Genomic DNA, 24,870 nt, shown 5'->3' on the forward strand with positions numbered 1-24,870 from the left:
CTGACAATTCCCGTCTGCCGCGCGACGCCATGCACGCACTCTCGCCGCACCGGCCCCAGACCCGAGTACGGCCAGTACGCGGGCCTGGGGCCGGCACTCCCCCAGCCTCCGGCCGGGGGGACCCCCAGAGCACGCACCTGACGCCGCGCGGCCGCCCTTCGGGCGACGACGCGAATGGTCAGACAGGCCCTAGGCGGGGCCGGCCTTGGACCGGGTGCGGCGGCCCCGCTCCAGGATGCTGTTGATGATCTGGGTGTGCTGGCCCTTGAGCGCCGCGACGGGTATCTCGATCTTCTTGTGCTCCGTGTGCTCGCCCTGCCGTTCCTTCACGCTGTCCTTCTCGTGCCGGCGCAGCTCCGGCCCGCCGGCCTCGATGTGATCCATGCCCGGAACCGTCTGGAGCACCACGCGTTGGCCGGTCTTCGGATCAGGAAGCTCGATCCAGAAGTGGTCGGGAACCGCGATCCTTCCCGTCTTCTTGTAGTTGCACACGACCCAGCCCGCCGCATTCGCCGGCTCGGTCACCTGAAGGCCGTGGGCTCGCACGAAGCCCTCCGTCGCCTGTTTCATGAGGGGCCCGAGGGTGTCTTCCGGGTGCTTCTCGTCGATCTTGAAGGGGTCGTACTGCAGTCCGGCGGCCGTGATCTGGGAGCGCAGTTGGTCGAGTTGCTGCTTGACCGCGGGGGCGATCTGGTTGAGCTTGCTCGACTCGCCGTTGCTGATCAGGTAGTTCCAGCACTCTTCGTGGGAGAGGCCGCCGCCGTCCGAGGCGGCGCGGACCGCCCACTCCCAGCAGGCGCCCTCTTTGTGGTCCTTGGGCAGCTTGTGCGACTGGCCACCCTTGTCCTCCCAGGCCTTCGTGCGGCCGAGTTCCCCACCGAGCATGCTCACCGCGACCGGGTCGATCGCGCCCTGGGTGCTCTCCTCGTGGTCGCGTTTCGGCGCCCGCTGCACGGGGCCCCGTGCGCCGCGCCCGGATGTCCGGACCGGCGGAGCGTCTCCGTGACGGCGTCGTTCCCGACGCTCTCCTGCAGACCGAGCAGCCGAGCCGCTCCCGGGTCCTGCTCGGGGCGGCGGACGGTGCGCCGTGGCCCGGCGGCCGACTCCCGTTCTTCGTCCCGGTGGTGTGCCCGCACATCCGTTCCTCTCCGCCGGATCCCGTCAGGGCTTGACCCCTCTGTTTATCGGAGTGCGGCCGAGGAAAGGAGTGGGCGACGGGCAGGATCCGTGGCCTTCGGGGCAGTGTCCGTCGCCCTCGGCGCTGCCCCCGCGCCCCTCAGCGCTGCACCGAGGCCGGTTCGCCCAGGTGCGGGGCGCTCTCTCCGGCCGGTGCGGGGGAGCCGGCCGCGGCCGTCGGGCCCGCGTTCGAGGCCAGCAGCAGGCAGACCACGGCGGCGACGGCGGCGGCGAGCGCTCTGGCGTAACGTTCGGCGGTGCGGAAGCGTACGGGCACGGTGTCCTCTGCGGGATGAGGAATTGTGTCAAGCGCGGTTAAGCGCGCTTAATCCGCGGTTTAACCTAGAGCCGTCCGCGCGGAACGGCAAGAGCGTCATGGGGAGTTGGCAGTGGGGGACCGCGACGACCGAAACGCCATCGGGCGCCGGGTGCAGCGGCTGCGGGCCGAGCGCGGGATGACCCAGCGCCAGCTCGCGGAACCGGCGTACACACCCGCCTACATCTCCACCCTGGAGGCCGGCCGTGTCCGCCCCTCCGACGAGGCGCTGCGGCACCTCGCCGACCGCCTCGGCGTCGGCTACGAGGAGCTGGTCACCGGCCGCCCCGCCCGCCTCGCCACCGACCTGCGGCTCAGGCTCACCGAGGCGCAGCGCACCCTCGCCACCGAGGGAGCGGAGCAGGCGGCCGCGCAGTACACCGGGCTGCTCACCGAGGCCGAGACGTACGAGCTGGCCGAGGAGCGGGCCGCCGCGCTGCTCGGGCTCGGCGAGTGTGCCGTGGAGACCGGCGAACTGGCCGCGGGACGCCAGTACTTCGAGCGGGCCGAGCAGTGCCTCGTCGACGCCGGGGCCCCGCTGCCCGCCCGGGTCCCCGCCCTGCGCGGACGCGCGCTCTCGCACTACCTCGCCGGTGAACTGCGGTACGCCGTCTACCTGCTGGAGTCCACCCTCGACGAGCTGAACCGCGGCGGCCTGCACGACCCCGACGCACTGCTGCTGCTCTACGCCAGCGCGATCGGCCCGTACATGGACATGGGCGCCCACGCGCGCGCCGCCCAGGCCGCCGAACTCGCCCTCGCCCTCGCGCCCAGCGCCGGTGACCCCGCGCTGGTGGCCCGCATGCACCGCTCGGTCGCCCGCACCCTGCTCGCCGAGGGCCGCCTCGCCGAGGCCGACGCCTCGCTCGCCAAGGCGGCCGAGCTGTACCGCACGCTGCAACTGGGCACCGAGCTGGCCAACTGCCACTGGATGCGCGGCTACGTCTGTGCCCAGAACGGCGAACTGCCGCGCGCCGAGGCGGAGATGCGCGAGGCCCTCGCCATGCTCTCGGCCACCCGCGCCGCGCTCTACAGCAGCCAGGTCGCCGTCGAGCTGGCCGACGTACTGCACCGGCGCGGCAAGTCCGAGGAGGCCGCCGAGCTGCTGCACGGGGTCCTCGACGACCTCTCCTCCGAACGCGGCGCCGTGCACTCCGCGGGCGCGCACCGGCTGCTCGGCATCATCGCCGAGGACGCCCGGGACACCGAGGCCGCCGAGGAACACTACGTCCGTGCGCTGAGCCTGCTGGAACGGGCCGGCGCCGCCGGTGACCTGGCCGACCTGTGCCGCCTCCTCGGCGACCTGCTGCGCCGCACCGGCCGCGTCGAGGCCGCCCTGGACGCCTACCGCACCGGCCTCGGGCACCGCACCGCGCCCGGCACGACCACCCTGGGCCCGGCCCCCGCCCAGCCACCGCTCTAGGCCCGCGGCTTCCCTGGCCCTGGCCCTAGACCTGGGCCCGGCCCTGTCGCCGGGCCTCCGTCAGGCGGCCGGTGCCCACCTCGACGGAGGTCCGGGTGGCGTCGTCGGCCGGTGCGCCGAGGGTGCCGTTGGTGAGGCTGATCGCGTCGTCGCCGAGGCGGACGGCGACCAGGTCCACGGTGAGGATCTCGGCGCGGGCGTCCCCGCCGGAGCCGTCGTCCGGCGCCGTGCCGCCCACCGTCACCCGCAGTCCCCGGCGGGCGTCCCCCGCCTCCGGCAGGGTCAGGCCGCTGACGTGGACGTCCCGGGCGGTGCCGCGGGCGGGCCGGGCCGTGAAGTGCCCGCACGTGTCCGGCAGCGTCCCGAGCCACGCCAGCGTGCGGTCCAGGTCGGCGGCGCGGTAGGAGGTGACCCGGTAGTGCAGCTGGGCCCCGCCGTCCGCGTCGTCCAGGGCGGCCTTGGCCCGGGGCGCGGTGGCGGCGCCCGCGCCGAAGAGGTCCTCGGTGTAGAGGACGTCCAGCAGCCGTCGGCAGTCGGGCCGTTCGGCGGTGGCCTTGAGCAGTTCGTCGCGCCAGGTCGCGGCACCCCGCGTCGGCTCCCACCCCTCCCCCAGGTCGGCCGCCGTGACCAGGGCCGCCCGCGCCTGCCCCCGGGTGAGCACCGGCGGCAGGCCGGGTGACGGATGCGCCGCGGGTGACTGCGCGGTCGGCGGCACCGGACCGACCGGCCCCTCCGTCCCCCGCCCCCCGACAGCACAGGCGCTCGCCCCCAGGGCCACCACCGCTGCCAACACGGCACCGAACAGCGCACGGCCGACGGCGCGGTGCGACGGGCGGGTCGAGGCGCGGTGCGACGGGTGGTCTGCGGTGCCGAGTGCAGGGCGGGTCGCGGGGGTGTGTGACGCGGGGCTGGCGGCGTCGAGCAGCGGGTGTGTGGCGGGGGTGCGTGACGCGGGGTCTGCGGTGCCGAATGGTGGGTGTGTGGCGGGGGCGTGTGACGGGCGGGCGGCGGGGGCGTGCTGCATCGGTGCCTCCTGGAGGGCCGGTGCGACCGGCGCCGTTCAGGATCGGTCACGTTTCCACGGCACCACCGTCCCCGCCCCGCCACCAGCGTGCGCGGCCGTCCGGGTGAGCGCGCCGGGCGACCGCGCGGACCGGTTACAGGCCCAGCCACACCGTCGTGTCCGGGCCCAGCCGGCCGTCCTCCAGGGGAGCGCTGCTGAGCAGCACCTCACCGGCCGGCAGGTCGACCGCGGTGCCGGAGAGGTTGGTGACACAGCGCCAGCCGTCCGAGCGGTCGAACCGCAGCACCCCCGCCGGGACGTCGTCCGACCAGGTCAGCGACTCGCCGTCGAGCAGCTTGCGGCGCAGGCGCAGCGCCGTGCGGTACAGCTCCAGCGTCGAGCCCGCCACCCCGTCCTGGGCCTGGACGGCGTACGCCGCGAAGCCCGGCGGCTGCGGCAGCCACGCCGCGCCCGCGCCGAAGCCGTACGAGGGTCCCTCCGTCGTCCAGGGCAGCGGCACCCGGCAGCCGTCGCGGCCCTTGCGGACGTGGCCGGTCTGCTCCCAGATCGGGTCCTGGAGGACCTCGGTGGGCAGGTCGGCCACCTCGGGCAGCCCCAGCTCCTCGCCCTGGTAGACGTAGGCCGAGCCGGGCAGCGCCAGCATCAGCAGTGTCGCCGCGCGGCCCCGGCGCAGTCCGGCCGCCGGGTCGACGGCGGGTGCGTGTCCGCCGGACAGCAGCCAGGCGTCGGTGTCCGTGCCCGGCGGCAGGACCAGGCGGGTGGCGTGCCGGACGACGTCGTGGTTGGAGAGCACCCAGGTCGCCGAGGCGCCGGCGGCCCGCGCGTCGGCCAGCGAGCCGGTGATGACCTCGCGCAGCTCGGCGGCGTCCCAGCCGGTCTGGAGGTACTCGAAGTTGAAGGCCTGGCCCAGTTCGTCCGGGCGGGCGTACAGGGCGCGCCGGGCGCCCGGGACCCAGGCCTCGGCGACGGCCGTGCGGGGCGGGGTGTAGGCGTCGAGGATCTTGCGCCAGTCGCGGTAGACCTCGTGGACGTCGTCGCGGTCGTAGAAGGGGTGGGTGCCCGGCGCGAACCGGGCCAGGGCCGCCTCGCCGCTCAGCTCGGGGTCGCCCAGGTCGCGCAGCGGTTCGGCCAGGTCCTTGACCAGCGCGTGCGCGACGTCGACGCGGAAGCCGTCGACGCCCCGGTCGCACCAGAACTTCAGCGTGGTGCGGAAGTCGGCGCGGACCTGCTCGTTCTCCCAGTTCAGGTCGGGCTGCTGGGGCGCGAACAGGTGCAGGTACCACTGCCCGTCGGGCACCCGCCGCCAGGCGCTGCCACCGAAGACGGACTGCCAGTCGGTGGGCGGGAGTTCGCCGTGCGCGCCGCGGCCGTCGCGGAAGACGTACCGGTCGCGGGCGGCCGACCCGGGACCGGCGTCCAGCGCCTCCCGGAACCAGGCGTGGCGGTGCGAGGTGTGGTTGGGCACCAGGTCGACGATCACCTTCAGGCCCAGCCGGTGTGCCTCGGCGGCCAGCGCGTCGAAGTCGTCCAGCGTGCCCAGGCGCGGGTCGACGTCGCGGTAGTCGTCGACGTCGTAGCCGCCGTCGGCGAGTTCGGAGGGGTAGAAGGGGCTGAGCCACAGGGCGTCGACGCCGAGGGCGGCCAGGTGGGTCATCCGCTGGGTGACGCCGCGCAGGTCGCCGAGCCCGTCGCCGTCGGCGTCGGCGAAGCTGCGGGGATAGACCTGGTAGATGACGGCCTGCCGCCACCAGTTGGGGTCCTTGGACGACAGATCGGGGGTGCTGGCGGTGCTGCGTACGGTCACGCGGCCTCCTTCGCGATGCGTGCGGGCGACACGAACTGATCTGTTACGTCTGTCCAGACCACCCGAAAAGCGAACCCGTGCGCCCGCGACGCGCCGGTGACTACGCTCCCGTGCGCTCGACCGTGCCGAGGTAGAGCTCCACGTACCGGGCCACGTCCACGTCCAGGGCCACGTCGACCAGGGGCTGTTCGCGCATGCCGTCGTGCAGTTCGGACTCGCCGACGCGCAGCCGGCGGTCGACGAGGGTCTGGCCGCGGGACGGGCCGGGAGCCAGGGACACCTCGACGGGCAGCCGGTGCGTGGTCAGGCCCGCCGGGTCGATCACCGCGCAGACCGCGCCCGCGTCGCCGAGCCCGCCGCCGGGGTCCGTCGCGTCGGTGGCCGGGCCGCGGTGGGCGAGCAGCTCCCCGGCGAGCCGGGTGCCGGGCTCGGCGCTCGCGCGCAGCCGCCGGACGGCCGGGCCGGGCACGATCACCCGCTCGAACACGTCGAGGCCGTACATCGTGATCGGCACCCCGGCCGTGAGCAGGATCGCGGCGGCCTCCGGGTCGTGCCACACGTTGAACTCGGCGACCGGCGTCGCGTTCCCGGTGGCCACCGCGCCGCCCATGAACACGATCCGCCCGATGTTGCCGGTGACCTCCGGGTGGGTGCGCAGCAGCAGCGCGATGTTGGTCAGCGGCGCGGTGGGGATCAGGGTGACCGGCCGCGGGGAGGCGAGGATCTCCCGGCGCAGCAGCGTCACCGCGTCCACGTCGGTGGGGGCGCGGGTGGGCGCCGGGAGCCCGAGGTCGCCCATGCCGTCGGCCCCGTGCACGTGCCGTGCGGTGCGCACGCCCTCGATCAGCGGCCGCTCGGCACCCCGGGCGACGGGAACGTCCGGGGCACCGGCGCGCTCCAGCACGGTCAGCGTGTTCCGTACGACCCCGGCCACGTCCGTGTTCCCGGCCACGCAGGTGACCGCGCGCAGGTCCAGACGCGGGTGCCGGACCGCCAGCAGCAGGGCCAGGGCGTCGTCGATGCCGGTGTCGCAGTCGATGATCACCGGAATGGGCTGCTGCTGCTCGGAGACGGTGCTCACGGCCGGGGGCTCCTAGTCACTTCGCGGGGACGCCGATGCCGGTGACCCTACGCGGGCCCGGCCGTGTCCCCGCAGCTCGGCACCACGACGGCGCCTGCCCGCCCGGCGCGCGGCGGACGGGCGCCGCGGCCCCCGGCGCGGGGGCAGGCGGGGTTCGGGCGGCTCGGGTCGCGTGTCCCGTCCGCTCTGCGGCCGGCCGTGGCGGCTCGGCCCTGCACGGGGAGTGCGGGCTCAGTCGGACGGCCACAGCTCGGGGCCGCGTGCCTCGACGCGGCCGGTGATGCGGTGCAGAAGCTCGGTGCCGGACAGTTGTCCCGGCCTGCGGCCGTCGCGCAGGCGTACGTCGACGAGGTCGCCGTCCTGCGCCTCCCGCGCGCCGATCACCGCCTGGTACGGCACCTTCCGGGCCGCCCGGATCCGGGCACCGAGGCTGCCGCGCTCCGGATCGGCGACCTCGGCGCGCAGGCCCAGGCCGTCGGCCCGCCGTGCGAGGGCGTACGCCGCCTCCCGCTGCGCCCCGGCCACCGGGAGCACCACCAGCTGCACCGGGGCCAGCCATGCCGGGAACGCGCCGCCGTGCACTTCGATCAGGTGGGCGACCGCTCGTTCCACGCTGCCGATGACACTGCGGTGCACCATGACCGGGCGGTGCCTGGCGCCGTCGGGGCCGATGTAGCGCAGGCCGAAGCGTTCGGGCTGGTGGAAGTCGATCTGGACGGTGGACAGGGTGGACTCGCGTCCGGCCGCGTCCTCGATCTGCACGTCGATCTTGGGGCCGTAGAAGGCGGCCTCGCCCTCCACCTCCTCGTACGGCAGCCCCTCCAGGGCCTCGCGGAGCAGCGCGGTGGCCCGCCGCCACAGCTCCGGGTCGGCGACGTACTTGCCGCCGGGGCCCGGCAGGGACAGGCGGTGGCGGGCGGCCCGGATGCCGAGGTCGGCGTGGGCGCGGCGGATGAGCCCGAGGGCGGCGCGGGCCTCGGCGGCGGCCTGGTCCGGGGTGCAGAAGATGTGGGCGTCGTTGAGGTGGATGGCCCGCACGCGGGTCAGTCCGCCGAGGACGCCGGAGGGCTCGGAGCGGTACATGGCGCCCAGCTCGGCGATGCGCAGGGGCAGTTCGCGGTGACTGCGGGAGCGGGAGCGGTAGACGAGGGCGTGGTGCGGGCACAGACTCGGCCGCAGCACGACCTCCTCGGCGCCCAGCTCCATCGGCGGGAACATGTCGTCGCGGTAGTGCTCCCAGTGCCCCGAGATCTCGTACAGCTCGCGTTTGCCGAGGACGGGTGAGTAGACGTGCCGGTAGCCGGCCCGGCGCTCCGCCTCGCGGACGTACTCCTCCAGGGTGTGGCGCACCACCGCGCCGTCGGGCAGCCAGTACGGCAGGCCCGCGCCCATGAGGGGATCGGTGTCGAACAGCGCCAGTTCGCGGCCGAGCCGCCGGTGGTCGTGGTCGTGCATGGTGGGCTCCCTCGGAACGGTCCGAACGGTCCGAACGGTCCAGGGGACGAGCACCGCGCGACGAAGCCCCGGGGCGCTCGCCCCGGGGCTTCGGACTTCTGGTCAGCAGTCAGCGCGCCGGGACGGTCCCCGGCGTCGTCATCAAGGACGGGCAGGCGCGCTTCATGGGGGCGACGGTACGCGGGGCCGGGCGCGGACGCGAGCGAATTTCCCCGGCCCCCGGCGCGCCGTCAGCGCACGATCGCCAGCTCGTGCGAGGTGGTGTTGAGCCGTCGGCCCCCGTCCTCCGTACAGGTCACGACGTCCTCGATGCGGACGCCGAAGCGGTCCGGGAGATGGATGCCGGGCTCGATGGAGAAGCACATGCCCGGTTCGAGGGGCTGTTCCTCGCCCTCCACCAGATAGGGCGGCTCGTGGGTGGTGACACCGACGCCGTGGCCGGTGCGGTGCGCGCCGTGCCCGGCGTGCCCGGCCTCCTCGATCACCGCGCGGGCCGCCCGGTCGACCTCCTGGCAGGACACCCCCGGCCGTACCGCCTCGAAGGCCGCCCGCTGTGCGGCCCGGACGGTCTCGTGGACCCGCCGCTCCTCGTCCGTCGGCGCCCCGACGTGGACCGTGCGGGCGATGTCGAAGCCGTAGCCGTCCTTGAGGCCGCCGAAGTCCAGGACGACCATGTCCCCGTCCTCCATGACCCGGTCACCGGGCCGGTGGTGCGGGTCGGCCGCGTGGGGTCCGGCGCCGACCACCGTGAAGTCGACGCGGCTGTGGCCGTGCGCGCGCAGCAGCCCGGCCAGGTCGGCGGCCAGCTCGCGCTCGCTGCGCCCGCCGAAACGCAGCCCGAGGACCTCCTCGTACGCGGTGTCCGCCGCCGCTGCCGCGGCCGTCAGCCGGGCCACCTCCTGCTCGTCCTTCACCGCGCGCCGCATGGGCAGCACGACGGACAGCGGCTGGTAGGTGGCCAGCGGCAGGGACGCCTGGAGGCAGAGCAGGTGCAGTGCCCACGTCGCGTCGGAGACGGCGTACCGGCCGTGCGGGCGCAGCAGACCGGCCGCGGCGGCGTAGGCGTCCTGCCCCTCCCACCAGTCGGAGACCCGTATCGCGCCCGCGCCGGGGGCCGCCTCGGCGGTCGGGCGGTCGATCGCGGGCACCAGGAGCCGGGGCTGGGAGGTGGCGGTGAGGACGAGGAGGGTGAGGCGTTCGGTGGGGGCGGTGGGCCGGTAGCCGCACAGCCACACCAGGTCGGGGCCCGGAGTCACCAGCACCCCGGCGAGCCCGAGGGCGGCGGCCTCGTAGGCGGTGCGGTCCATGCGGGCCGCGTAGACCTCGTCCGCGAAGGCGCCGGGGGCGGCGTCGTCCACGACCTCAGACGTGTCCCGGCCCACCGCTGCCGAAGGCCCCGCTCGACCCCGGCAGCCAGCGGCGCCGCTTCTGGTCCTCGCCGCGGCGGCTGCCCGAGTGGTGCAGCTCGTAGGGCATGAGCCGCGGGCTCCCGTCGTTGTTCAGCGGGATCTCGTCGGGTTCGCGCATCTCGCGCTCCTCGCGGACGGCCCCGGTGTCCGGGAGGTGCGGCTGTTCGTCGGCGCGGGGGCGGTCCGGCTCCCGGTCCATGACGCGCATGCCGACGCGTACGGCCCAGACCAACGCCCCGGCGATCACCAGTCCGATGATGAAGACCACTGCCACCTTGGCCCCGCCCGAGGGCGCGGCCAGCAGTACATACGTTGCCGTACTCATGTTCTGATTATGTACCCCCAAATGAGATAAAGCGCCTGATATGTCCCTGTCTGTGTCCTGACGTGCGAACGCGCGATTGGGGCGGGCCGGTGGCTGGTACCCGGGCGGCACGGGGCGGTGCCGGCCTCGGGCCGCCGTCCGTCCCGCGTCACCGGTGGAAGGAGCAGCCCATGACCGCGCCGTGGACGGCGGACGCCCATGAGTACGGCCTGGTCGGGGACGGCACCGCCGACGATCGGCCGGCCCTGCAGGAGCTGGTGGACGTGCTGGGCGACGCCACCGCCGAGGACGGGCGGCCGCGCACGGTGCGCGTGCCCGCCGGGCGGTACGTGCTCCGGAACGAGCCGGTGCTCTGGCGCAGCGGCGTCTCGCTGATCGGCGCCGGACGCGGCGCCACCTGCTTCGCGCTGTCCAACCGTTCCTATTCAGTGAGCAGGAGTGAGTCTTGGACCCATTCCTGTGCACTGCGGACATCCCGAACGGTTTTGGATGTCCTGGTCACCCGCTTTCGCGCCGCGTCCGGGGGCACGGATCGTGTCCGCGGTCCGGGAAGGCGGGGGCGGGTTCCCGCACGCCCACACAGTCAACGGCCAGCAGTTCCCAACCCCGGTGCCCTCGCTCGTCAGGGTGCGCGCAATGAGTCCACCGCGATCCGGGCCGCGGTGCCGATCACCGCGTCCGCCGCCGGGAGTACGGCCGCGGTGTGGGCGGTGCGGGTGAAGACGGCCACGGCGTAGCGGCCGCCGTCGGGGTACTCGACGACGCCGACCTCGTTGCGCAGGGTGGGCAGGCTGCCGGTCTTGCCGGCCACGTGCACGTCGTCGAAGGGGAAGCCCGAGGCCAGGCGGTGCGGCCACACCTGGAGGCCCATGATCCGGCGCATCGCGGCGCCGTACTCGGGCGGGCAGGCCTCGTCCCGCCACACCGCGCCGAGCAGGCGGGTCATGTCCCGGGGGGTGCTGTGGTTGGTGCGGGCCGGGTCCAGGGCACGCAGCCGGGTGATGACGTGCGGGTCGGTCAGCGCCGGGGCACCGGCGGGCCCGGCGTCCTCGCGCATGGTGCCCAGCATCTCGCCGAAGCCGTACACCGCCCGCGTCCGGGTGAGGCCGAGCCGGGCCGCGGTGCGGTTGACGGCGTCCAGGCCGACCCGGCGCAGCAGCAGGTCGGCGGCGGTGTTGTCGCTGACGGACATCATCAGGAACGCGGCGTCGCGCAGGGACAGCAGGACCGGGTCGAGCATGGCCGCGAGCCCGGTGGGTCCCGGGGTGCGTCCGGTCGGCGGGCACTCGATCCGCTCGGTGAGGTCCAGCTCCCCGGCCGCCGCCAGCTCGTGCAGCGTCACCAGCACGCACAGCTTGTGGACACTGGCCGTGCAGACCGGCTGGTCCGCCCCGGCCCCGACCTGCGCCCCCGAGTCGATGTCCACGGCGTGCAGCCACCCGGTGACCCCGGCATCGGCGAACGCGGCGTCCAGCCGGGCGGCGGTGACGGTATCGGTCATGACCGGCCCTCCGATGCCGCGTTGGGCCCGACTGGCCGGACGCTCGCAACGACCCGCGCCCCGGCCCGGGCACGCGCGTTCCGGAGGGCGCCGCCGAGGGTGTGTGGGCGGGCAGGGATCGTCGGGCGTCGGTGGTCGGTGTCGATGGGGATGCCGGGGTGCGCCGGTTGGTGGCGGAGCGTGGTGTCGGCGGTCGTGGTCGGGCCCCCGGTGCCGGGGTCGGGGCGGCCTGGCCGGGCGGTCGTGGCGACGAGCGCCCCGGTCCGGGCGCTGGCGTTGGTGGGGGTCGTGGGGTGCGCCGGTTGGTGGCGGAGCGTGGTGTCGGCGGTTGTGGTCGGGCCCCCGGTGCCGGGGTCGGGGCGGCCTGGCCGGGCGGTCGTGGCGACGAGCGCCACGGTCCGGGCGCTGGCGTTGGTGAGGGTGGTGTGGGGCGCCGGTCGGTGGCGGAGGGTGGTGGCGGTCGTGGTCGGGCCTCCGGTGTCGGGGGCGGGGCCTGCCGGCCGGGCGGTCGTGGTGGTGCGTGCCCCGGTCCGGGCGCGCGTGTTTCGGAGGGTGTCGACGAGGGTGTGTGGTCGGGCTTCCGGTGTCGGGGGTCGGGGGTCGGCGTTGGTGGGTGTGGCGGGGTGCGCCGGGCGGTGGGCGAAGGCGGCGGTGTCGGTCAAAGCCAGTACTCCGATGCCGGGCGAAGGTGCAGGGGCCGGGCGGGTGCCTCGGAGTGGGCGCCGGCCGTGGTGCGCAGGGCGTGGGTGGCCGCGTCCGCGAAGGCGCCGACGGCGGCGTCGCCGCGCCCTTTGGGCCAGGCCGCGGAGTGCCGCCAGGCGGGCGGGGCCCCGGCCAGCGGGCGCCAGACCAGGTCCTGGTCGCCGGGGGCCACGAGCCGGGTGTCCCGGGGGCCGAGGGCGACGGCCCCGGACGACAGGACCAGGCCGCGGACGAAGCTCGCGCCCTGCCCGTGCCGTACCGCGGCGGGCGTGTAGCCGCCCCGGGCGCAGGCGGTGAGCAGGTCGTCGTAGACCGCGGGCGCGTCGGCGCGCGGGAAGAGGACCAGGTCGTAGCCGGTGAGGGCGGCGAGCGGCACGGCGTCCAGCTCCGTCTGGGGCGCACCGCGCGGCAGCAGTACGCCGAGGTCGCGGCGGAGCACCGGGCCCAGCTCCAGGCCGGTGACGTCGCACGGGTGGTGGATGAGGCCGACGTCCAGCTCGTGGGCGGCGAACCCGGCGAGCTGCTGCGCGGTGGTCAGCTCGTGCAGCTCCAGTTCGAGCCCCGCGTGCCGGCGGCGGAAGTCGGCCAGCAGCGCGGCGACCGTCTCGCCGGAGATGTCGGGGGACAGGGCGGCGCGCAGCAGACCGCTCTCGCCGTCCCGGATGCGGCGCGCCGCGGTCCGCAGCGCCTCGGCGCGGGCCAGCAGCTCACGGGCCTCGGCGAGCAGCAGCGTGCCCGCCTCGGTGATCGTCACCTGCCGGCTGGTGCGCTCGAAGAGCCGGACGCCCAGCTCCTTCTCCAGCCGCTGGATGCGCTGCGACAGGGGCGGCTGGGCCATGCCGAGCCGGGCGGCGGCACGCCCGAAGTGTGACTCTTCTGCAACAGCCACGAAGCACTCCAGGTGCCGCACCAGGTCCACGACCAGTAATCATATCGGGGATTGATCGATCCGACATTCATATCGGTCTTGGACAGGGGCTCGGCGGGGTTGCTCTCCTCGGGCCATGCGCTCCTTCCGTGAACGTGACCGTGCCCCCGCCCGCGCCGGTGACCGCGTCCGTGACCGTGACCGTGACCGTGGCCCCGCACTCCGCGCCCGTCGGTGGCCCGGCGCGCTCGCCCTCGCCCTCGTCCTCCCCCTGGCCGGCTGCGCCACCGACGCCGACTCCGGCCGTCCGGAAGCGGCCGCGTCGAGCGGCCCGTCCGCCACCGGCAGCAGCGCGGGCAGCGGCGCGGGCAGCGGTACGACCACCGCGGCGCCGGAGGTCCGCGCCCAGCTCCGGGTGGACGGTGACGTCCGCCAGTACCTCCTGCACCGGCCCCCCGCCCCTGCCCCTGCCGCCGACGGCGACGGCGACGACGGCACGAGGCCCCTCCTCATCGCCTTCCACGGTCGCGGCGCCGACGCGGCCGAACTGCGGGCGAAGACCCGGCTGGAGCGGGCCGCCACCGCGCGCGGCATGCTCGTCGCCTTTCCCGAGGGCCTCGGCCACGGCTGGGGCGCGGGCACCCGGGCGACGAAGCAGCGCCCGGACCCCGGCCTGGACGTGCGGTTCACCGAGGCGCTGATCAAACACCTGGTCCGCACCGAGCGGGCCGACCCCGGTCAGGTCTACGTCGCCGGGTTCTCCAACGGCGGCTCGATGGCCCTGCGCATGGCCGCCGAACGCCCGGCCCTGCTCGCGGGTGCGGCCTCGGTCTCCGGCCAGCTGCCCACGGGTGACGCCGCGGTGGAGCCCACCGGGCCCGTCCCCGTCATGGTCGTCTACGGCGCCGACGACCCCGTACGGCCCCTCGCGGGCCTGCCCTCCCCGCCCCCGGATCCCGAGGAGCCGATCCTGCCGACCCGGTCGGCCCGGGACAGCGCGGCGGCGTTCGCGGCGGCCGGGGGCGCGGGCGAGCCGGTCACGCGGGCGGAGCAGGGCTACGACCGGACGGTGTGGCGGCTCGCGAAGGACGCCCCTGGCGGCACCCGGCCGACCGACGGCACCGTGCAACTTCTCGTCGTCGACGACGCCGGTCACACCTGGCCCGGCTCGACCGTCCCCCCGCCCGAGGGGTTCGGCCCCGTCAGCGAGGCCCTCGACGCCACCGACACGATCCTCGACTTCCTCACCGGCACCGGCCGCTGACCGACAAGGACCTTCCCATGCCCGACGCTCCTCACCTCACCTCTCCCCACCTCACCCCTCCCCGCCGCCGCAGGCCCCGCAACGGTGTGCGGGCCGTCGCCGCCGTGGGTGTCGTCCTCGCGATTGCCGCGGGCGGTTCGTACGCCGCCGGGTTCGGCCCCTTCGCGCGTGGCGACGACGGACCCGACCCCGCCGCGATGAAACAGGCGCGAGCCTTCCTCGCCGACTGGGCCGCCGGGCGGCTGCCGAGCGCGGCCGGACGCACCACCGAGCCCGGCAAGGCGCAGGAGGTGCTCCAGAGCTTCACCGCGGGGCTCGACATCGAGAAACCGAAGCTGACGGCGGCCGACGACGGTGTGCAGGAGGACGAGGACGGCACCCTCGGCATCCCCTTCACCGCCCGGATGCCGGTCACCGGCCTGGGCACCTGGACGTACGAGTCGGAGCTGCCGCTGCGCGAGCAGGACGACGGCGGCTGGAAGGTGGACTGGCGGCTGTCGCTGGTGCACCCGCGGCTGAGCGGGACGGAGAAGTTCCGTCTGGAGCGCGAGGAGAGCGCCCCGCCGAAGGTCACGGATCGCGCGGGGGTCTCCCTCGTGGGCGCCGACTACCCGTCCCTGGCCCCGCTCCTGGGCCGGCTCGCCGGTGACGCGGGCGGCGGCGGTCCGCGCGGCGCGGTCGAGCTGGTCGACCGGACCAGCGGCGAGACCGTGCGCACCGAGGCGTCCTTCGGCAAGGCGCCCGACCCGGCGACGGCGGACCGGCCCGTGCGCACCACCCTGGACGCCGGCTGGCAGTCGGCCGCCGAGCAGGCCCTCGGGAAGGCCGACGGCAAGAACGCCTCCCTCGTCGCCCTGCGCATCGACAACGGCGAGGTGCTCGCCCTCGCCAACTCGCCCTCCTCCGGCTTCAACCGGGCCGCCTCCGGCACCTACGCACCCGGCTCCACCTGGAAGATCGTCACCAGCAGCGCCCTGCTGCTCAAGGACGCGGTCGCGCCCGACGACGTCGTGGACTGCCCCAAGTACCTGACGGTCGGCAAGGAGTTCCACAACGTGGAGACCTCCGAACACCCCGGCGCCACCTTCCGCAAGGACTTCACGGAGTCCTGCAACACCGCCTTCATCAGCCTGCGCGGCAAGCTCGACGACGGGGAGCTGGGGAAGGTCGCGCGCACCTACTTCGGGGTCGGCCAGGAGTGGCACATCGGCATCCCGACGTACGACGGCTCGGTGCCGGCGCCCAAGGACGAGACGGAGAAGGCCGCGTCGATGATCGGGCAGGGCCGGGTCCAGGCCAACCCGCTGATCATGGCGTCGGTGACGGCCACCGCGGTCTCCGGAGAGTTCCACCAGCCGTCCGTCACCGCGGGCAACGAGGACGAGACCCGCACCGAGCCGCTCCCCGACGAGGTCGTCACCCAGCTGCGCGGGCTGCTGCGGGCCACCGTCACCGACGGCACCGCGCGCGTCCTGGCCGACCTGCCGGGTGAGATCGGCGCCAAGACCGGCACCGCCGAGGTCTCCGACGACCAGGACAACAACGGCTGGCTGGTCGCCCACCGGGGCAACGTCGCCGTCGCCGTGGTCGTCGAGGAGGGCGTCACCGGCGGCGGCTCGGCGGGGCCGGTCGTGCACAGCCTGCTGTCGGCCGTACCGGAGGACCCTTCCTGAATCCGTCCCGAGCCCGTCCCGAGCGGGATCAGCCGAGCCGCACCGGCAGTTCCACCAGCCCCCGCAGCAGCGTGCTGGTGCGCCAGGTGAGCGTCGCCGGGTCGGCGGCGAGGGCGAGCGCGGGATGCCGGTCGAGCAGCAGGCGTACGGCGACGGCGGCCTCGACCCGGGCCAGCGGGGCGCCCAGGCAGTGGTGCAGGCCGTGGCCGAAACCGAGGTGGCCCTGCGGACGGCGGCCGATGTCGAAGCGGTCGGGGTCGGGGAAGTGCGCCGGGTCGCGGGAGGCGGCGGCGAGGGAGACGAGCACCGGGTCGCCCGCCGCGATCGCGGTGCCCGCCAGTTCCAGCGGCTCGGCCGCGAAACGGAACGCGGAGGCGTGGACGGGCGAGTGGTACCGCAGCGACTCCTCCACGGCGGCCTCGGCCAGCGCCGGCTCGGCGCGCAGGCGGGCAAGCTGGTCGGGGTGGGTGAGCAGGCCGTGGACGGTGGCGGAGATCAGGTTGACGGTCGTCTCGTGCCCCGCGACGAGGATGAGGAAGGCCATGCCGAGCAGTTCCCCGGCGGTGAGCCCGCCGCTGTCGGCGGCGCCGACCAGGTCGCCGAGCAGCGTGCCGTCCGGGGTGCGGCGCTTGGCGTCGGTCAGCTCGGTGAGGTAGCCGGTCAGCGCGGTCGCCGCCGACCCGGCCGCCTCGGGCGAAGTGGGCATGACCAGCTCGTTCGACCAGGTGTGGAAGCCCCGGCGGTCGGCCTCGGGCACGCCCAGCAGCTCGCAGATCACGGTGACGGGCAGCGGCAGCGCGTACCGGGCGACCAGGTCGGTGGTGCCCGCTCGCGGCAGCGCGTCCAGCAGCTCGCCCGCGATGCGCTCGACGCGCGGGCGCAGGGCGGCGGTCCGGCCCGGCGTGAAGTGTCCGGCGACCAGGCGGCGCAGCCGCGTGTGCTGCGGCGGGTCGCTCTGGAGCATGTTGTGGCCGATGGCGTGCCCGCCGTCGCTCTGCCAGGACGCGGAGTGCCGGATGTCGTTGCGCAGCCGGGGGTCGGTGAGCGCGGCCCGCGCCGCGTCGCGCGTCACCACCAGCCAGCTCTCCCCGCTGCCCGGCACGAGCACCCGGTGCACGGCACCCCGGGCCCGCAGGGCGGCCAGTTCCTCGGGGGTGGGCGCGGTCATGGGGCCTCCTGGGGAAGGCAACTAAACGGGGAGTAGTCCCCATTTCGTCGGTCGACGATAACATCGGCGTTCGGAGCACGGGGAGCACTCCCCGGTTTCGTACGACCGGAGACCCGGAGACCCGGAGGACGAGGATGACCGTCGGCGCACGCGACGGAGCGCCCCGGCAGCGACGCGACGCGCGGCGCAACCGGGAGCTTCTGCTGGAGGCGGCCCACGAGGTGTTCACCGAGCAGGGGCTGGACGCGGCGCTGGACTTGATCGCGCGCCGGGCGGGGGTCGGCAACGCGACGCTCTACCGCCACTTCCCCACGCGTGCCGCCCTGGTGGACGCCGTGTTCCGGGACTCGCTGACCGGCACGATGGACGCCGGGGAGCGGGCCAGGAAGGCGCCGGACGCGTGGGCCGGGCTCACCGGCTATCTGGAGGTGGTCTTCGGCACCCTGGCCGCGGACCGGGGCTCCAACGACCTCATGACCACGCACCTGCGGGATGTCGAGAGCTTGGAGGCCGTGCACGAGCACAACCGCCGGACCGTGGAGACGCTGTTGACCCGTCTGCGCGAGGAGGGCACCGTCCGTGCCGACGTCACCACCGAGGACGTCCTGTTCGGGCTGGCGGCGCTCGGCCGCGCCGTCCCGGCACTGACCGCCGCGACCGCGGCGACGACGGCTGCCGCGTCTGCGGCCGCGACGGATGCCGGGTCCGCGGCGACGACGGATGCCGGGGCCGCGGCGACGACGGCTGCCGGGTCCGCCACCGCGGACGTACCCGCGCCGGACGCCTGGCGCCGCCCCCTCGCCCTGTTCCTGGGCGGCCTGCGGGCCGCACCGGCCGCCGCGGCCCTGCCCGCGCCCGCGCTCACCGCCGCCGAACTCGGCGAGGTCCTGCGCGAGCTGGGCCCGCACCGCACCCGCGCCGGGGACCGCGAGCCCGGCGCGTGAGACGGGCCGGGCTCAGCCCCGGGGGCCGGTGCCCGTGTCGGTGCCGCTGCCGGTACCGGTACCGGGGTCCCCGCGCTCGACCGTCTCCCCCGGGATGACGCGCGGCGTCCCCGGTTCGTCCGCGTCCCTCGCCGCGCGGGCCTCGGACTTGAGGATGCGGGCCGACTTGCCCGCCGAGCGGGTCAGCTCGGGGAGCTTCTTGACGGCCAGGACGGCCGCGACGACGACGAGAATGATCGCGAGCTCGCTGAGTCCGAACACGGCGCTCTCCTGATGGACGTACGGTGCGGGCCCGCGGCACGGGCCCGCGCACGGAATCTACGGCACGGCCGGCGGGCCCGGCGCCCGCGGGGCCCGGTGGTTCTCAGAGGTCGAACTCGTGCGGCGGCAGGTCGAGGGCGTAGCACGCCTCGCGGACCACGGCGCGCTCGTCCTTGTCGAAGTCCCCGTCGGCGCCGCCGATCACGATGCCGATCTGGACCACGGCCCGGGCCTCGGCGGGCTTCTTCTTCGCCTTGGCGATCTCCTGGAGGATGCCGACCTTGCCGAAGGCGAAGTCGGCGGTCAGCTTGTCCAGGTTCTCCTCGAAGCGGCGGCGCAGGTCGTCGGCGGGGAAGTTCTGCAGCACCTCGTTGGTCGAGATCAGCTGGGCGACCCGCTGCCGCTCCGAGGCGTCGACGGTGCCGTCGGCCGTGGCGACCAGCGCGCACATCGCCATGCTCGCGTCGCGGAAGGCGCCGCTCTTGAGGTCGTTCTTCTTCGCCACGAGCTGCGTCTGCATCTGCGACGCGGACTCCTTGAAGCGGTCCCACAGGGCCATGAGAACTCCGTACTCCGTACCGGTCGGACGGGAAGGGGGATCGGGCTGGTCGGGGCTGGTCGGGGAGACCGGGACCGGCCCCGAGCCTCTACAGCACTGTAGAAGCTATCAGCCTTCCCCGTCGTCGGAGTCGCCCTCGAAGAAGTCCCCCGCCTCGTCGACGACTTCGGCCGCCACCATCCCCCCGGCGATCCCCGCGGCCCCGGCCATGACGGCCGCGCCGACCCCGGAGTCGTGGCCGTACACCGCGTGGGAGCCGTACGACGCCCGGTGCTCGACCAGCTCCCGCATCCAGCCGTCGACGAGGGCGTCCCAGCCCTGCGGTCCGGCGGGGCCCTCGTGCGGGACGGTGAAGCGGCTGAGCGCGTCGTGACCGCCGTGGTCGCCGTGGCCGCCGGAGAGCGGGCCGCCGTGCTTGTCCGCCTCCAGCACCACCTCGAGGGCGCCGGGTACGGCCAGGAAGGTCAGCTCGATCTCGTCGACCTGGTGGGCGTAGCGCGGGGGCGGGGTCAGCTCGATCTCCTGGTAGAAGGGCAGCTGCTGCCCGGTGCCGCCGATGCGGCCGTACTCCAGGTCGGCGGAGCGGAAGCCGAAGCCGAGCCGGCCGAGGGCCGCCAGGACGGCCTCCTGGGCCGGCAGCGGCGCCACGGCGAGCGGGTCCAGGTCGCCGCTGTCCCGAGCGCCGGCGACCGCCAGCTCGGTGCGCACGCCGAGCACGACGCCCAGCTGCTGCCCGTACAGCTCGGTGGCCGGGGTCTCCCAGGGCAGCGGCACCGTGAACGGGATGCTCGTCTCCTCGCCCGCCGCGAGCCGGAAGGCGCCGCCGACGACGTGCCGGTCGAAGACGAGCACGCCCTCCCCGTCGCCGTACTCCTCGTGCTCGGTCTCCACGCGGGCCACCAGCTCCAGTGCGACGTGCTCGACGTCGTGGTCGGCGGTGCCGCCGACGAGGTGGACCCGGCCCGACAGGCTGCCTCCCGGCCGGGCGGCGCCCGGGTCGAGCGTCGTGTCCACCGTGGGTCCGCCCACGCCGAGGGAACCGAGCAGCCGCTTGAACACCATCGAGGCGTTCTCTCCTTCACGTTCGTGTGGGGAACAACCGGAGCCGTCCGGCCGTTCTCTACAGGCGAGTAGAAGCATAGGGGTCTCAGGACTCCCGATCTCTTTGCTCGTCCTTTACCATGAGGGGGAACCCTCGGGCGCCCGGCTGGTACCGGTGCCCACCGACCCCGTTAAGGAGTCCCGTTCCGTAATGGAGCCTCCCAGTACCGGCCGTGCCGCGGCCGGCCCGCCAGTGCCCCCGTATGCGCGTGAGGGAAGCGGGGTGGCACGGTGACCGAGGTCCTGCTGCTCCTGCTGGCCCTCCTCCTCACCCTGGCCTGCGCGCTCTTCGTCGCTGCCGAGTTCTCCCTGACGACCGTCGAGCGCTCCGACCTGGAGCGTGCCGCCGAGTCCGGTGAGCGCGGCGCTGACGGCGCCCTGAGGGCCGTACGCTCCCTGACCCTCCAGCTGTCCGGCGCCCAGCTCGGCATCACGGTGACCTCGCTGGTCATCGGCATGCTGGCCGAGCCGTCGATCGCGGTGCTGCTGCGCGGCCCGCTGACGGCGATCGGCCTGGGCGGCGCCGCCTCCACGGTGGCGACCCTGCTCGGCGTGATCCTCTCCACCGTCGTCCTGATGGTCGTCGGCGAGCTGGTCCCCAAGAACTGGGCGATCTCCCGCCCGCTGGCCGTCGCGAAGGTCGTCGCGGGCCCGCAGCGCGGCTTCACCACCGCCTTCGGCCCCTTCATCCGGCACCTGAACAACACGGCGAACCGTTTCGTGCGCCGCTTCGGCCTGGAACCGGCCGAGGAGCTGGCCTCCGCCCGCAGCGCCGAGGAGCTGGTCGCCCTCGCCCAGCACTCGGCCGCGGAGGGCGCCCTGGAGGCGGACTCGGCGGAACTCTTCGTCCGTACGCTCCACCTGAGCGACCTGACCGCGGAGAACGTGATGACCCCGCGCGTGGACGTCAAGGCCCTGGAGGCCCACGCCACCGCCGCCGACGCCGCGAACCTCTCGCACGCCACCGGCCTGTCCCGCTTCCCGGTCTACCGGGACAGCCTGGACGAGGTCGTCGGCACCGTCCACATCCGCGACGTGCTGGCCCTGGAGCCGGAGCGGCGCAGGTCCACCTCCGTCACCGAGCTGGCCACCGCGCCGCTCCTGGTGCCGGACAGCCTGCCCGCCGACCGCCTCCTGGAGCGCATGCGCGCCACCCGCACCATGGCCGTCGTCATCGACGAGTACGGCGGTACGGCGGGCGTCGCGACGGTCGAGGACATCGTCGAGGAGGTCGTCGGCGAGGTGCGCGACGAGCACGACCCGGTCGAGATACCGGACCTGCTGCCCGCCCCCGCGGACCCCGACGGCCGCGCGGCCTGGGAGGCCGACGGCTCGCTGCGCCTGGACCACCTGGAGCGCATCGGCCTGACCGCGCCGGAGGGCCCGTACGAGACCCTGGCCGGACTGGTCGCCACCCACCTGACGCGCATCCCCGCCAAGGGCGACGTGGTCGCCCTGGACGGCTGGCGCATCGACGTCCTCGACGTCGACCACCACCGCGCCGACCGCCTCCGCGTCACGGCCCCCGTGCCGGAGGACGCCCGGTCGGCCCACGAGCAGCAGCCGGCCGTCGCCCGGTCGGCGCGGGACGAGCGGGAGCTGGCCCGATGACCGTCGTACAGCTCTTCATCGGCGCGCTGACGCTGCTGACCAACGCGTTCTTCGTGGGCGCCGAGTTCGCCATGATCTCGGTGCGCCGCAGCCAGATCGAGCCGCGCGCGAAGACGGGCGACAAGCGAGCCCGGATGACCCTGTGGGGCCTGCAGCACATCTCCCAGATGATGGCCACGGCCCAGCTCGGCATCACCGTCTCCTCCCTGGTGCTCGGCGCGGTCGCGGAACCGGCCATCGCGCACCTGATGGAGCCGGTGTTCGAGGCGGTCCACATGCCGCACGCGCTGGTCCACCCGGTCGCCTTCGCGATCGCCCTGGCCCTGGCGACGTACCTGCACATGCTGATCGGCGAGATGATCCCGAAGAACATCGCGCTGGCCGCCCCGGCGACCACCGCGCTGATCCTCGGCCCGCCGCTGGTCGCCCTCACCCGGGCCCTGAAGCCGGTCGTCTTCGGCATCAACGCCTTCGCCAACACGCTCCTCAAGCTGCTGCGGGTGGAGCCCAAGGACGAGGTCGAGGCCGTCTTCACCGACGACCAGCTGGCCCGCATGGTGGTCGACGCCAGCGAGGCCGGACTGCTCACCCCGGCCGACGGCGAGCGCCTGCGCGACGCGCTGGAGCTGGGCACCCGCCCGGTCGGCGAGATCCTGGTCCCGGCCCAGAAGATGCGCACCGTCCCGCACACGGTCACCCCGGCCGAGCTGGAACGCATGGCCGCCGACGCGGGCTACTCCCGCTTCCCGGTCACCGGCCCAGGCGGCACCGTCCTCGGCTACCTGCACATCAAGGACACCCTGGGCCTGACCGACCGCGAGAGCCCCTTCCCGCGCACCGCCCTGCACCGCGTCACCCGCGTCCGCATCGACACCCCCCTGGACGACACCCTCACCGCCCTGCGCACCGAGGACAGCCACCTGGCCGCCGTCACCGGCGAAACGGGCTCGGTCCTGGGCTTCGTCACGATGGAGGACGTCCTGACAGAACTGGTGGGCCCGACGACGCCGGTGGCCTGACGCCGGGAACCTTCCACCGGCCAGGTTCGTCTCCTCCGGCGACAACGGCATCCGTACTGTCGGAGGAGACGCCCATGGCCATGGTCGGCCTGTTCTGGATCACTGAGGGCTGTGCGTACGTGGGGGGCAAACCCACCGGTGCGGCGCCCGGTGTGCGGCTGACCGAGGGCGGGGTGGAGATCCTGGGGCCGGAGCAGGACCGCCGGGCCTGGGCCTGGGACGAGGTGCGCGGGCTGGACGTGCGGGATGTCGCCGTGCGGTCCCCTGCGCGGCGGCTGGCGTCCATGGCGTTCGACTCGGTTGTCGTGCTGATCACGGGCGACGGTGAGCAGCCGCCGCTCTTCACGGTGCTGGTGGAGACGGAGGGCGACGGCACGGTCGAGGCGAGCGTTCTGGCCGCCGTCACCGGGGGTATCCACACCCCGGACGAGTACGACCTCTCCCGTACCCTTCTCGCCCGCCTCGCCGACGGCACCACCACCGTCGGTGAACTGCTCGGCTGGCGCCGGGACGAGCCCGAGGACGTCGCCCCCACGAAGGAGCAGCGCTTGGCGCTGCTGCGGGAGTGGACGGCGGCGGCCTCCGTCTGAGCGCGGTTACCGCATTTCGGCGGACTTCCCGGCCGCCGCACCCGTGTGACACCCCTTCACCGGCGCGGCAGTGATAGGGGTCGGGGATGTGACGCGAGCGGAGACGGGTGCCGGCGGTTCTGCGGACGGGCCGCGGCGGGGTGCGCAGGCCGCGCTGCTCGCCGCCACGTTCATGGGCATCCTCGACGTGCTGATCGTCAATGTCGCCGCGCCCTCGATCCAGCGCGACCTGGGGGCGGGATTCTCCGACATCCAGCTCGTGATCAGCGCATACGTGCTCGCCTACGCCGTCGGCCTGACCACCGGAGGACGACTGGGCGGCGCCTACGGGCACAAGCGGGTCTTCGTCACCGGCCTGCCGGCGTTCGCGGTGATGTCGACGGCGTGCGCGGCGGCGCCGAACGTCGACGTGCTGGTGGTCCTGCGCATCGGGCAGGGACTGGCCGCCGCCCTGATGCTCCCCCAGGTGCTGGCGCTGATCCAGACCGTCTTCCCGCCGGAGGAACGCCCCCGGGCGCTGGCACGGTACGGCGCGACCCTGGGGCTGGGAGCGATCGCCGGGCAGTTGCTCGGCGGGCTGCTGCTCGACCTCGACGTGCTCGGCCTGGGCTGGCGTTCGGTGTTCCTGGTCAACGTGCCGGTCGGCCTGGCCGCCGCGGCGGGCGCCGCCGTACTCCTCCCGGCGTCGCGGCCCGGACCGCGCCGGCGGCTCGACGTTCCCGGGCTGTTGCTGGCCGCGCTCGCCATGACGCTGCTCGTCTACCCGCTGATCCGGGGCCAGGCGAGCGGTTGGCCGCTGTGGATCTGGCCGTCGTTCGCCGGCTCGGTGCTGGCGCTGGCCGCGCTGTGGCGGGTGGAGCGGAGCTGCGCCGAGGCCGGCGGCTCGCCCCTCGTGCGGCCCTCCCTCCTGCGCAGGCGCGGGTTCAGTCTCGGCCTGGCCGTCGTCGTCGCCTTCTACAGCGGCAACTACGGGCTGTTCCTGCTGCTCGCCTACGTCTTCCAGGAGGGCATGCACCTGTCGCCGCTCGGCTCGGGCACCGCCTTCCTGCCGCTCGGCGTCGGGTTCGCCGCCGCGTCGATGGCCGGACGGCGACTGGTCGACCGGCACGGCAAGAACGTGCTGGTCGCAGGCGCCGGCACCATGGCGGCCGGCTATCTCGTTCTCATCGTCACCCTGTTGCCCGGCCCCGCGTCGTCCGCGCCCCTGGCAGCACTCGCCATGGCCCCGGCGCTGCTCGTCGCCGGTGCGGGCGGCGGCCTCGTCGCGGCACCGCTGGTCGGCAGCATCCTCGCCACCGTCCCCGCCGAGGACGCCGGTGCGGGATCCGCCGTGCTGCTCACCGTCAACCAGGCGGCCATCTCCCTGGGCGTGGCCGTCTTCGGCACGCTCTTCGTCGCCCTGCTCGGCACCGATCCGCAGGCCGCGGCGGCGAACGTGACGGTCACGGACTTCACGGACGCGCTGATCGGCTGCTCGTGGCTCCTGGTGGCCCTCGCGGTGATCACCGGCCTCCTGATCCGGCGGCTGCCACGACGGGCGGGGTGAGCCGACAATCCCGGGGATCCGGCCCACTTCCCGGTCTGCTCCACCCCCTA

The 24,870-nt window shown here is 74.6% G+C and carries 22 protein-coding genes and 1 pseudogene; 9 read left to right on the forward strand and 14 right to left on the reverse strand.

Annotated features, from left to right (window positions below):
- Positions 1-189: 189 nt before the first annotated feature.
- On the reverse strand, positions 190-954 hold the full coding sequence (locus ACZ7MF_RS27595; protein ID WP_471480613.1) for a hypothetical protein: 765 nt from the start codon (positions 952-954) through the stop codon (positions 190-192).
- A 322-nt stretch (positions 955-1,276) separates the two neighbouring features.
- Positions 1,277-1,453, reverse strand: coding sequence for a hypothetical protein (locus ACZ7MF_RS27600; RefSeq protein ID WP_361014066.1), 177 nt, complete (start codon positions 1,451-1,453; stop codon positions 1,277-1,279).
- A 112-nt stretch (positions 1,454-1,565) separates the two neighbouring features.
- On the opposite strand from ACZ7MF_RS27600, the gene ACZ7MF_RS27605 reads away from it, so the two are divergent.
- The gene (locus tag ACZ7MF_RS27605; protein WP_471480617.1) at positions 1,566-2,915 is read left to right on the forward strand and encodes a helix-turn-helix domain-containing protein; all 1,350 of its coding nucleotides are present in this window, start codon (positions 1,566-1,568) and stop codon (positions 2,913-2,915) included.
- 25 nt (positions 2,916-2,940) lie between these two features.
- Here the strand turns inward: ACZ7MF_RS27605 and ACZ7MF_RS27610 are convergent, their stop codons facing one another.
- From ACZ7MF_RS27610 to ACZ7MF_RS27635, 6 genes are all read right to left on the reverse strand, one after another.
- Entirely contained in the window at positions 2,941-3,630 is a 690-nt protein-coding gene (locus ACZ7MF_RS27610) for a hypothetical protein (protein ID WP_471480619.1), read from the reverse strand.
- A 442-nt stretch (positions 3,631-4,072) separates the two neighbouring features.
- The gene (locus tag ACZ7MF_RS27615; RefSeq protein WP_471480623.1) at positions 4,073-5,743 is read right to left on the reverse strand and encodes a glycoside hydrolase family 13 protein; all 1,671 of its coding nucleotides are present in this window, start codon (positions 5,741-5,743) and stop codon (positions 4,073-4,075) included.
- A 100-nt stretch (positions 5,744-5,843) separates the two neighbouring features.
- Positions 5,844-6,824 carry a nucleoside hydrolase gene (locus ACZ7MF_RS27620; RefSeq protein WP_471480625.1) on the reverse strand — a complete coding sequence of 327 codons (981 nt, stop codon included), beginning with the start codon at positions 6,822-6,824 and terminating at the stop codon, positions 5,844-5,846.
- 231 nt (positions 6,825-7,055) lie between these two features.
- A complete protein-coding gene (gene thrS / locus ACZ7MF_RS27625; RefSeq protein WP_471480628.1) occupies positions 7,056-8,279 on the reverse strand; it encodes a threonine--tRNA ligase in 1,224 nt (407 codons plus the stop codon).
- Positions 8,280-8,509: 230 nt separating this feature from the next.
- Entirely contained in the window at positions 8,510-9,637 is a 1,128-nt protein-coding gene (locus ACZ7MF_RS27630) for a M24 family metallopeptidase (protein ID WP_471480630.1), read from the reverse strand.
- Positions 9,638-9,641: 4 nt separating this feature from the next.
- Positions 9,642-10,013 (reverse strand): DUF6479 family protein, encoded by a 372-nt coding sequence (locus tag ACZ7MF_RS27635; RefSeq protein ID WP_385352400.1) that lies wholly within the window; start codon positions 10,011-10,013, stop codon positions 9,642-9,644.
- Between the two features lie 170 nt (positions 10,014-10,183).
- Between ACZ7MF_RS27635 and ACZ7MF_RS27640 the strand changes: the two are divergent.
- Positions 10,184-10,402: pseudogene (locus tag ACZ7MF_RS27640) on the forward strand (glycosyl hydrolase family 28-related protein); the annotation flags it as partial.
- 233 nt (positions 10,403-10,635) lie between these two features.
- Here the strand turns inward: ACZ7MF_RS27640 and ACZ7MF_RS27645 are convergent.
- Together ACZ7MF_RS27645 and ACZ7MF_RS27650 are read right to left on the reverse strand one after the other, a co-directional pair.
- On the reverse strand, positions 10,636-11,514 hold the full coding sequence (locus ACZ7MF_RS27645; RefSeq protein WP_471480633.1) for a serine hydrolase: 879 nt from the start codon (positions 11,512-11,514) through the stop codon (positions 10,636-10,638).
- Positions 11,515-12,172: 658 nt separating this feature from the next.
- Complete coding sequence (locus tag ACZ7MF_RS27650) at positions 12,173-13,105, reverse strand: LysR family transcriptional regulator (protein WP_356862155.1); 933 nt, start codon at positions 13,103-13,105, stop codon at positions 12,173-12,175.
- Positions 13,106-13,220: 115 nt separating this feature from the next.
- Between ACZ7MF_RS27650 and ACZ7MF_RS27655 the strand changes: the two genes are divergently transcribed.
- Both ACZ7MF_RS27655 and ACZ7MF_RS27660 read left to right on the forward strand, forming a co-directional pair.
- Positions 13,221-14,348 carry a CE1 family esterase gene (locus tag ACZ7MF_RS27655; protein ID WP_471480635.1) on the forward strand — a complete coding sequence of 376 codons (1,128 nt, stop codon included), beginning with the start codon at positions 13,221-13,223 and terminating at the stop codon, positions 14,346-14,348.
- Positions 14,349-14,365: 17 nt separating this feature from the next.
- On the forward strand, positions 14,366-16,021 hold the full coding sequence (locus tag ACZ7MF_RS27660) for a penicillin-binding transpeptidase domain-containing protein (RefSeq protein WP_471480637.1): 1,656 nt from the start codon (positions 14,366-14,368) through the stop codon (positions 16,019-16,021).
- A gap of 28 nt (positions 16,022-16,049) precedes the next feature.
- Here ACZ7MF_RS27660 and ACZ7MF_RS27665 read toward each other — a convergent pair whose 3' ends face one another.
- Positions 16,050-17,189, reverse strand: a complete 1,140-nt coding sequence (locus ACZ7MF_RS27665) for a cytochrome P450 family protein (protein WP_471480639.1) — start codon at positions 17,187-17,189, stop codon at positions 16,050-16,052.
- Between the two features lie 134 nt (positions 17,190-17,323).
- On the opposite strand from ACZ7MF_RS27665, the gene ACZ7MF_RS27670 reads away from it, so the two are divergent.
- The gene (locus ACZ7MF_RS27670) at positions 17,324-18,133 is read left to right on the forward strand and encodes a TetR/AcrR family transcriptional regulator (RefSeq protein WP_471480641.1); all 810 of its coding nucleotides are present in this window, start codon (positions 17,324-17,326) and stop codon (positions 18,131-18,133) included.
- Between the two features lie 12 nt (positions 18,134-18,145).
- Here the strand turns inward: ACZ7MF_RS27670 and ACZ7MF_RS27675 are convergent, their stop codons facing one another.
- The 3 genes from ACZ7MF_RS27675 to ACZ7MF_RS27685 form a co-directional block, all read right to left on the reverse strand.
- On the reverse strand, positions 18,146-18,394 hold the full coding sequence (locus ACZ7MF_RS27675) for a twin-arginine translocase TatA/TatE family subunit (protein ID WP_356862165.1): 249 nt from the start codon (positions 18,392-18,394) through the stop codon (positions 18,146-18,148).
- Positions 18,395-18,497: 103 nt separating this feature from the next.
- Entirely contained in the window at positions 18,498-18,953 is a 456-nt protein-coding gene (locus ACZ7MF_RS27680; RefSeq protein ID WP_471480643.1) for a tellurite resistance TerB family protein, read from the reverse strand.
- Positions 18,954-19,061: 108 nt separating this feature from the next.
- Entirely contained in the window at positions 19,062-20,015 is a 954-nt protein-coding gene (locus ACZ7MF_RS27685) for a sporulation protein (protein ID WP_471480644.1), read from the reverse strand.
- Positions 20,016-20,285: 270 nt separating this feature from the next.
- On the opposite strand from ACZ7MF_RS27685, the gene ACZ7MF_RS27690 reads away from it, so the two are divergent.
- The 4 genes from ACZ7MF_RS27690 to ACZ7MF_RS27705 all read left to right on the forward strand — a co-directional run bounded on the left by ACZ7MF_RS27690 (position 20,286) and on the right by ACZ7MF_RS27705 (position 24,820).
- The gene (locus tag ACZ7MF_RS27690; RefSeq protein WP_471480646.1) at positions 20,286-21,665 is read left to right on the forward strand and encodes a hemolysin family protein; all 1,380 of its coding nucleotides are present in this window, start codon (positions 20,286-20,288) and stop codon (positions 21,663-21,665) included.
- Positions 21,662-22,684 carry a hemolysin family protein gene (locus ACZ7MF_RS27695; RefSeq protein WP_471480648.1) on the forward strand — a complete coding sequence of 341 codons (1,023 nt, stop codon included), beginning with the start codon at positions 21,662-21,664 and terminating at the stop codon, positions 22,682-22,684. Before ACZ7MF_RS27690 ends, ACZ7MF_RS27695 begins: the two co-directional genes overlap by 4 nt.
- Before the next feature lie 74 nt (positions 22,685-22,758).
- Complete coding sequence (locus ACZ7MF_RS27700) at positions 22,759-23,274, forward strand: hypothetical protein (RefSeq protein ID WP_471480650.1); 516 nt, start codon at positions 22,759-22,761, stop codon at positions 23,272-23,274.
- Between the two features lie 88 nt (positions 23,275-23,362).
- On the forward strand, positions 23,363-24,820 hold the full coding sequence (locus ACZ7MF_RS27705; protein WP_471480652.1) for an MFS transporter: 1,458 nt from the start codon (positions 23,363-23,365) through the stop codon (positions 24,818-24,820).
- Positions 24,821-24,870 lie beyond the last annotated feature (50 nt).

Source organism: Streptomyces sp. NPDC111628, assembly GCF_055635195.1.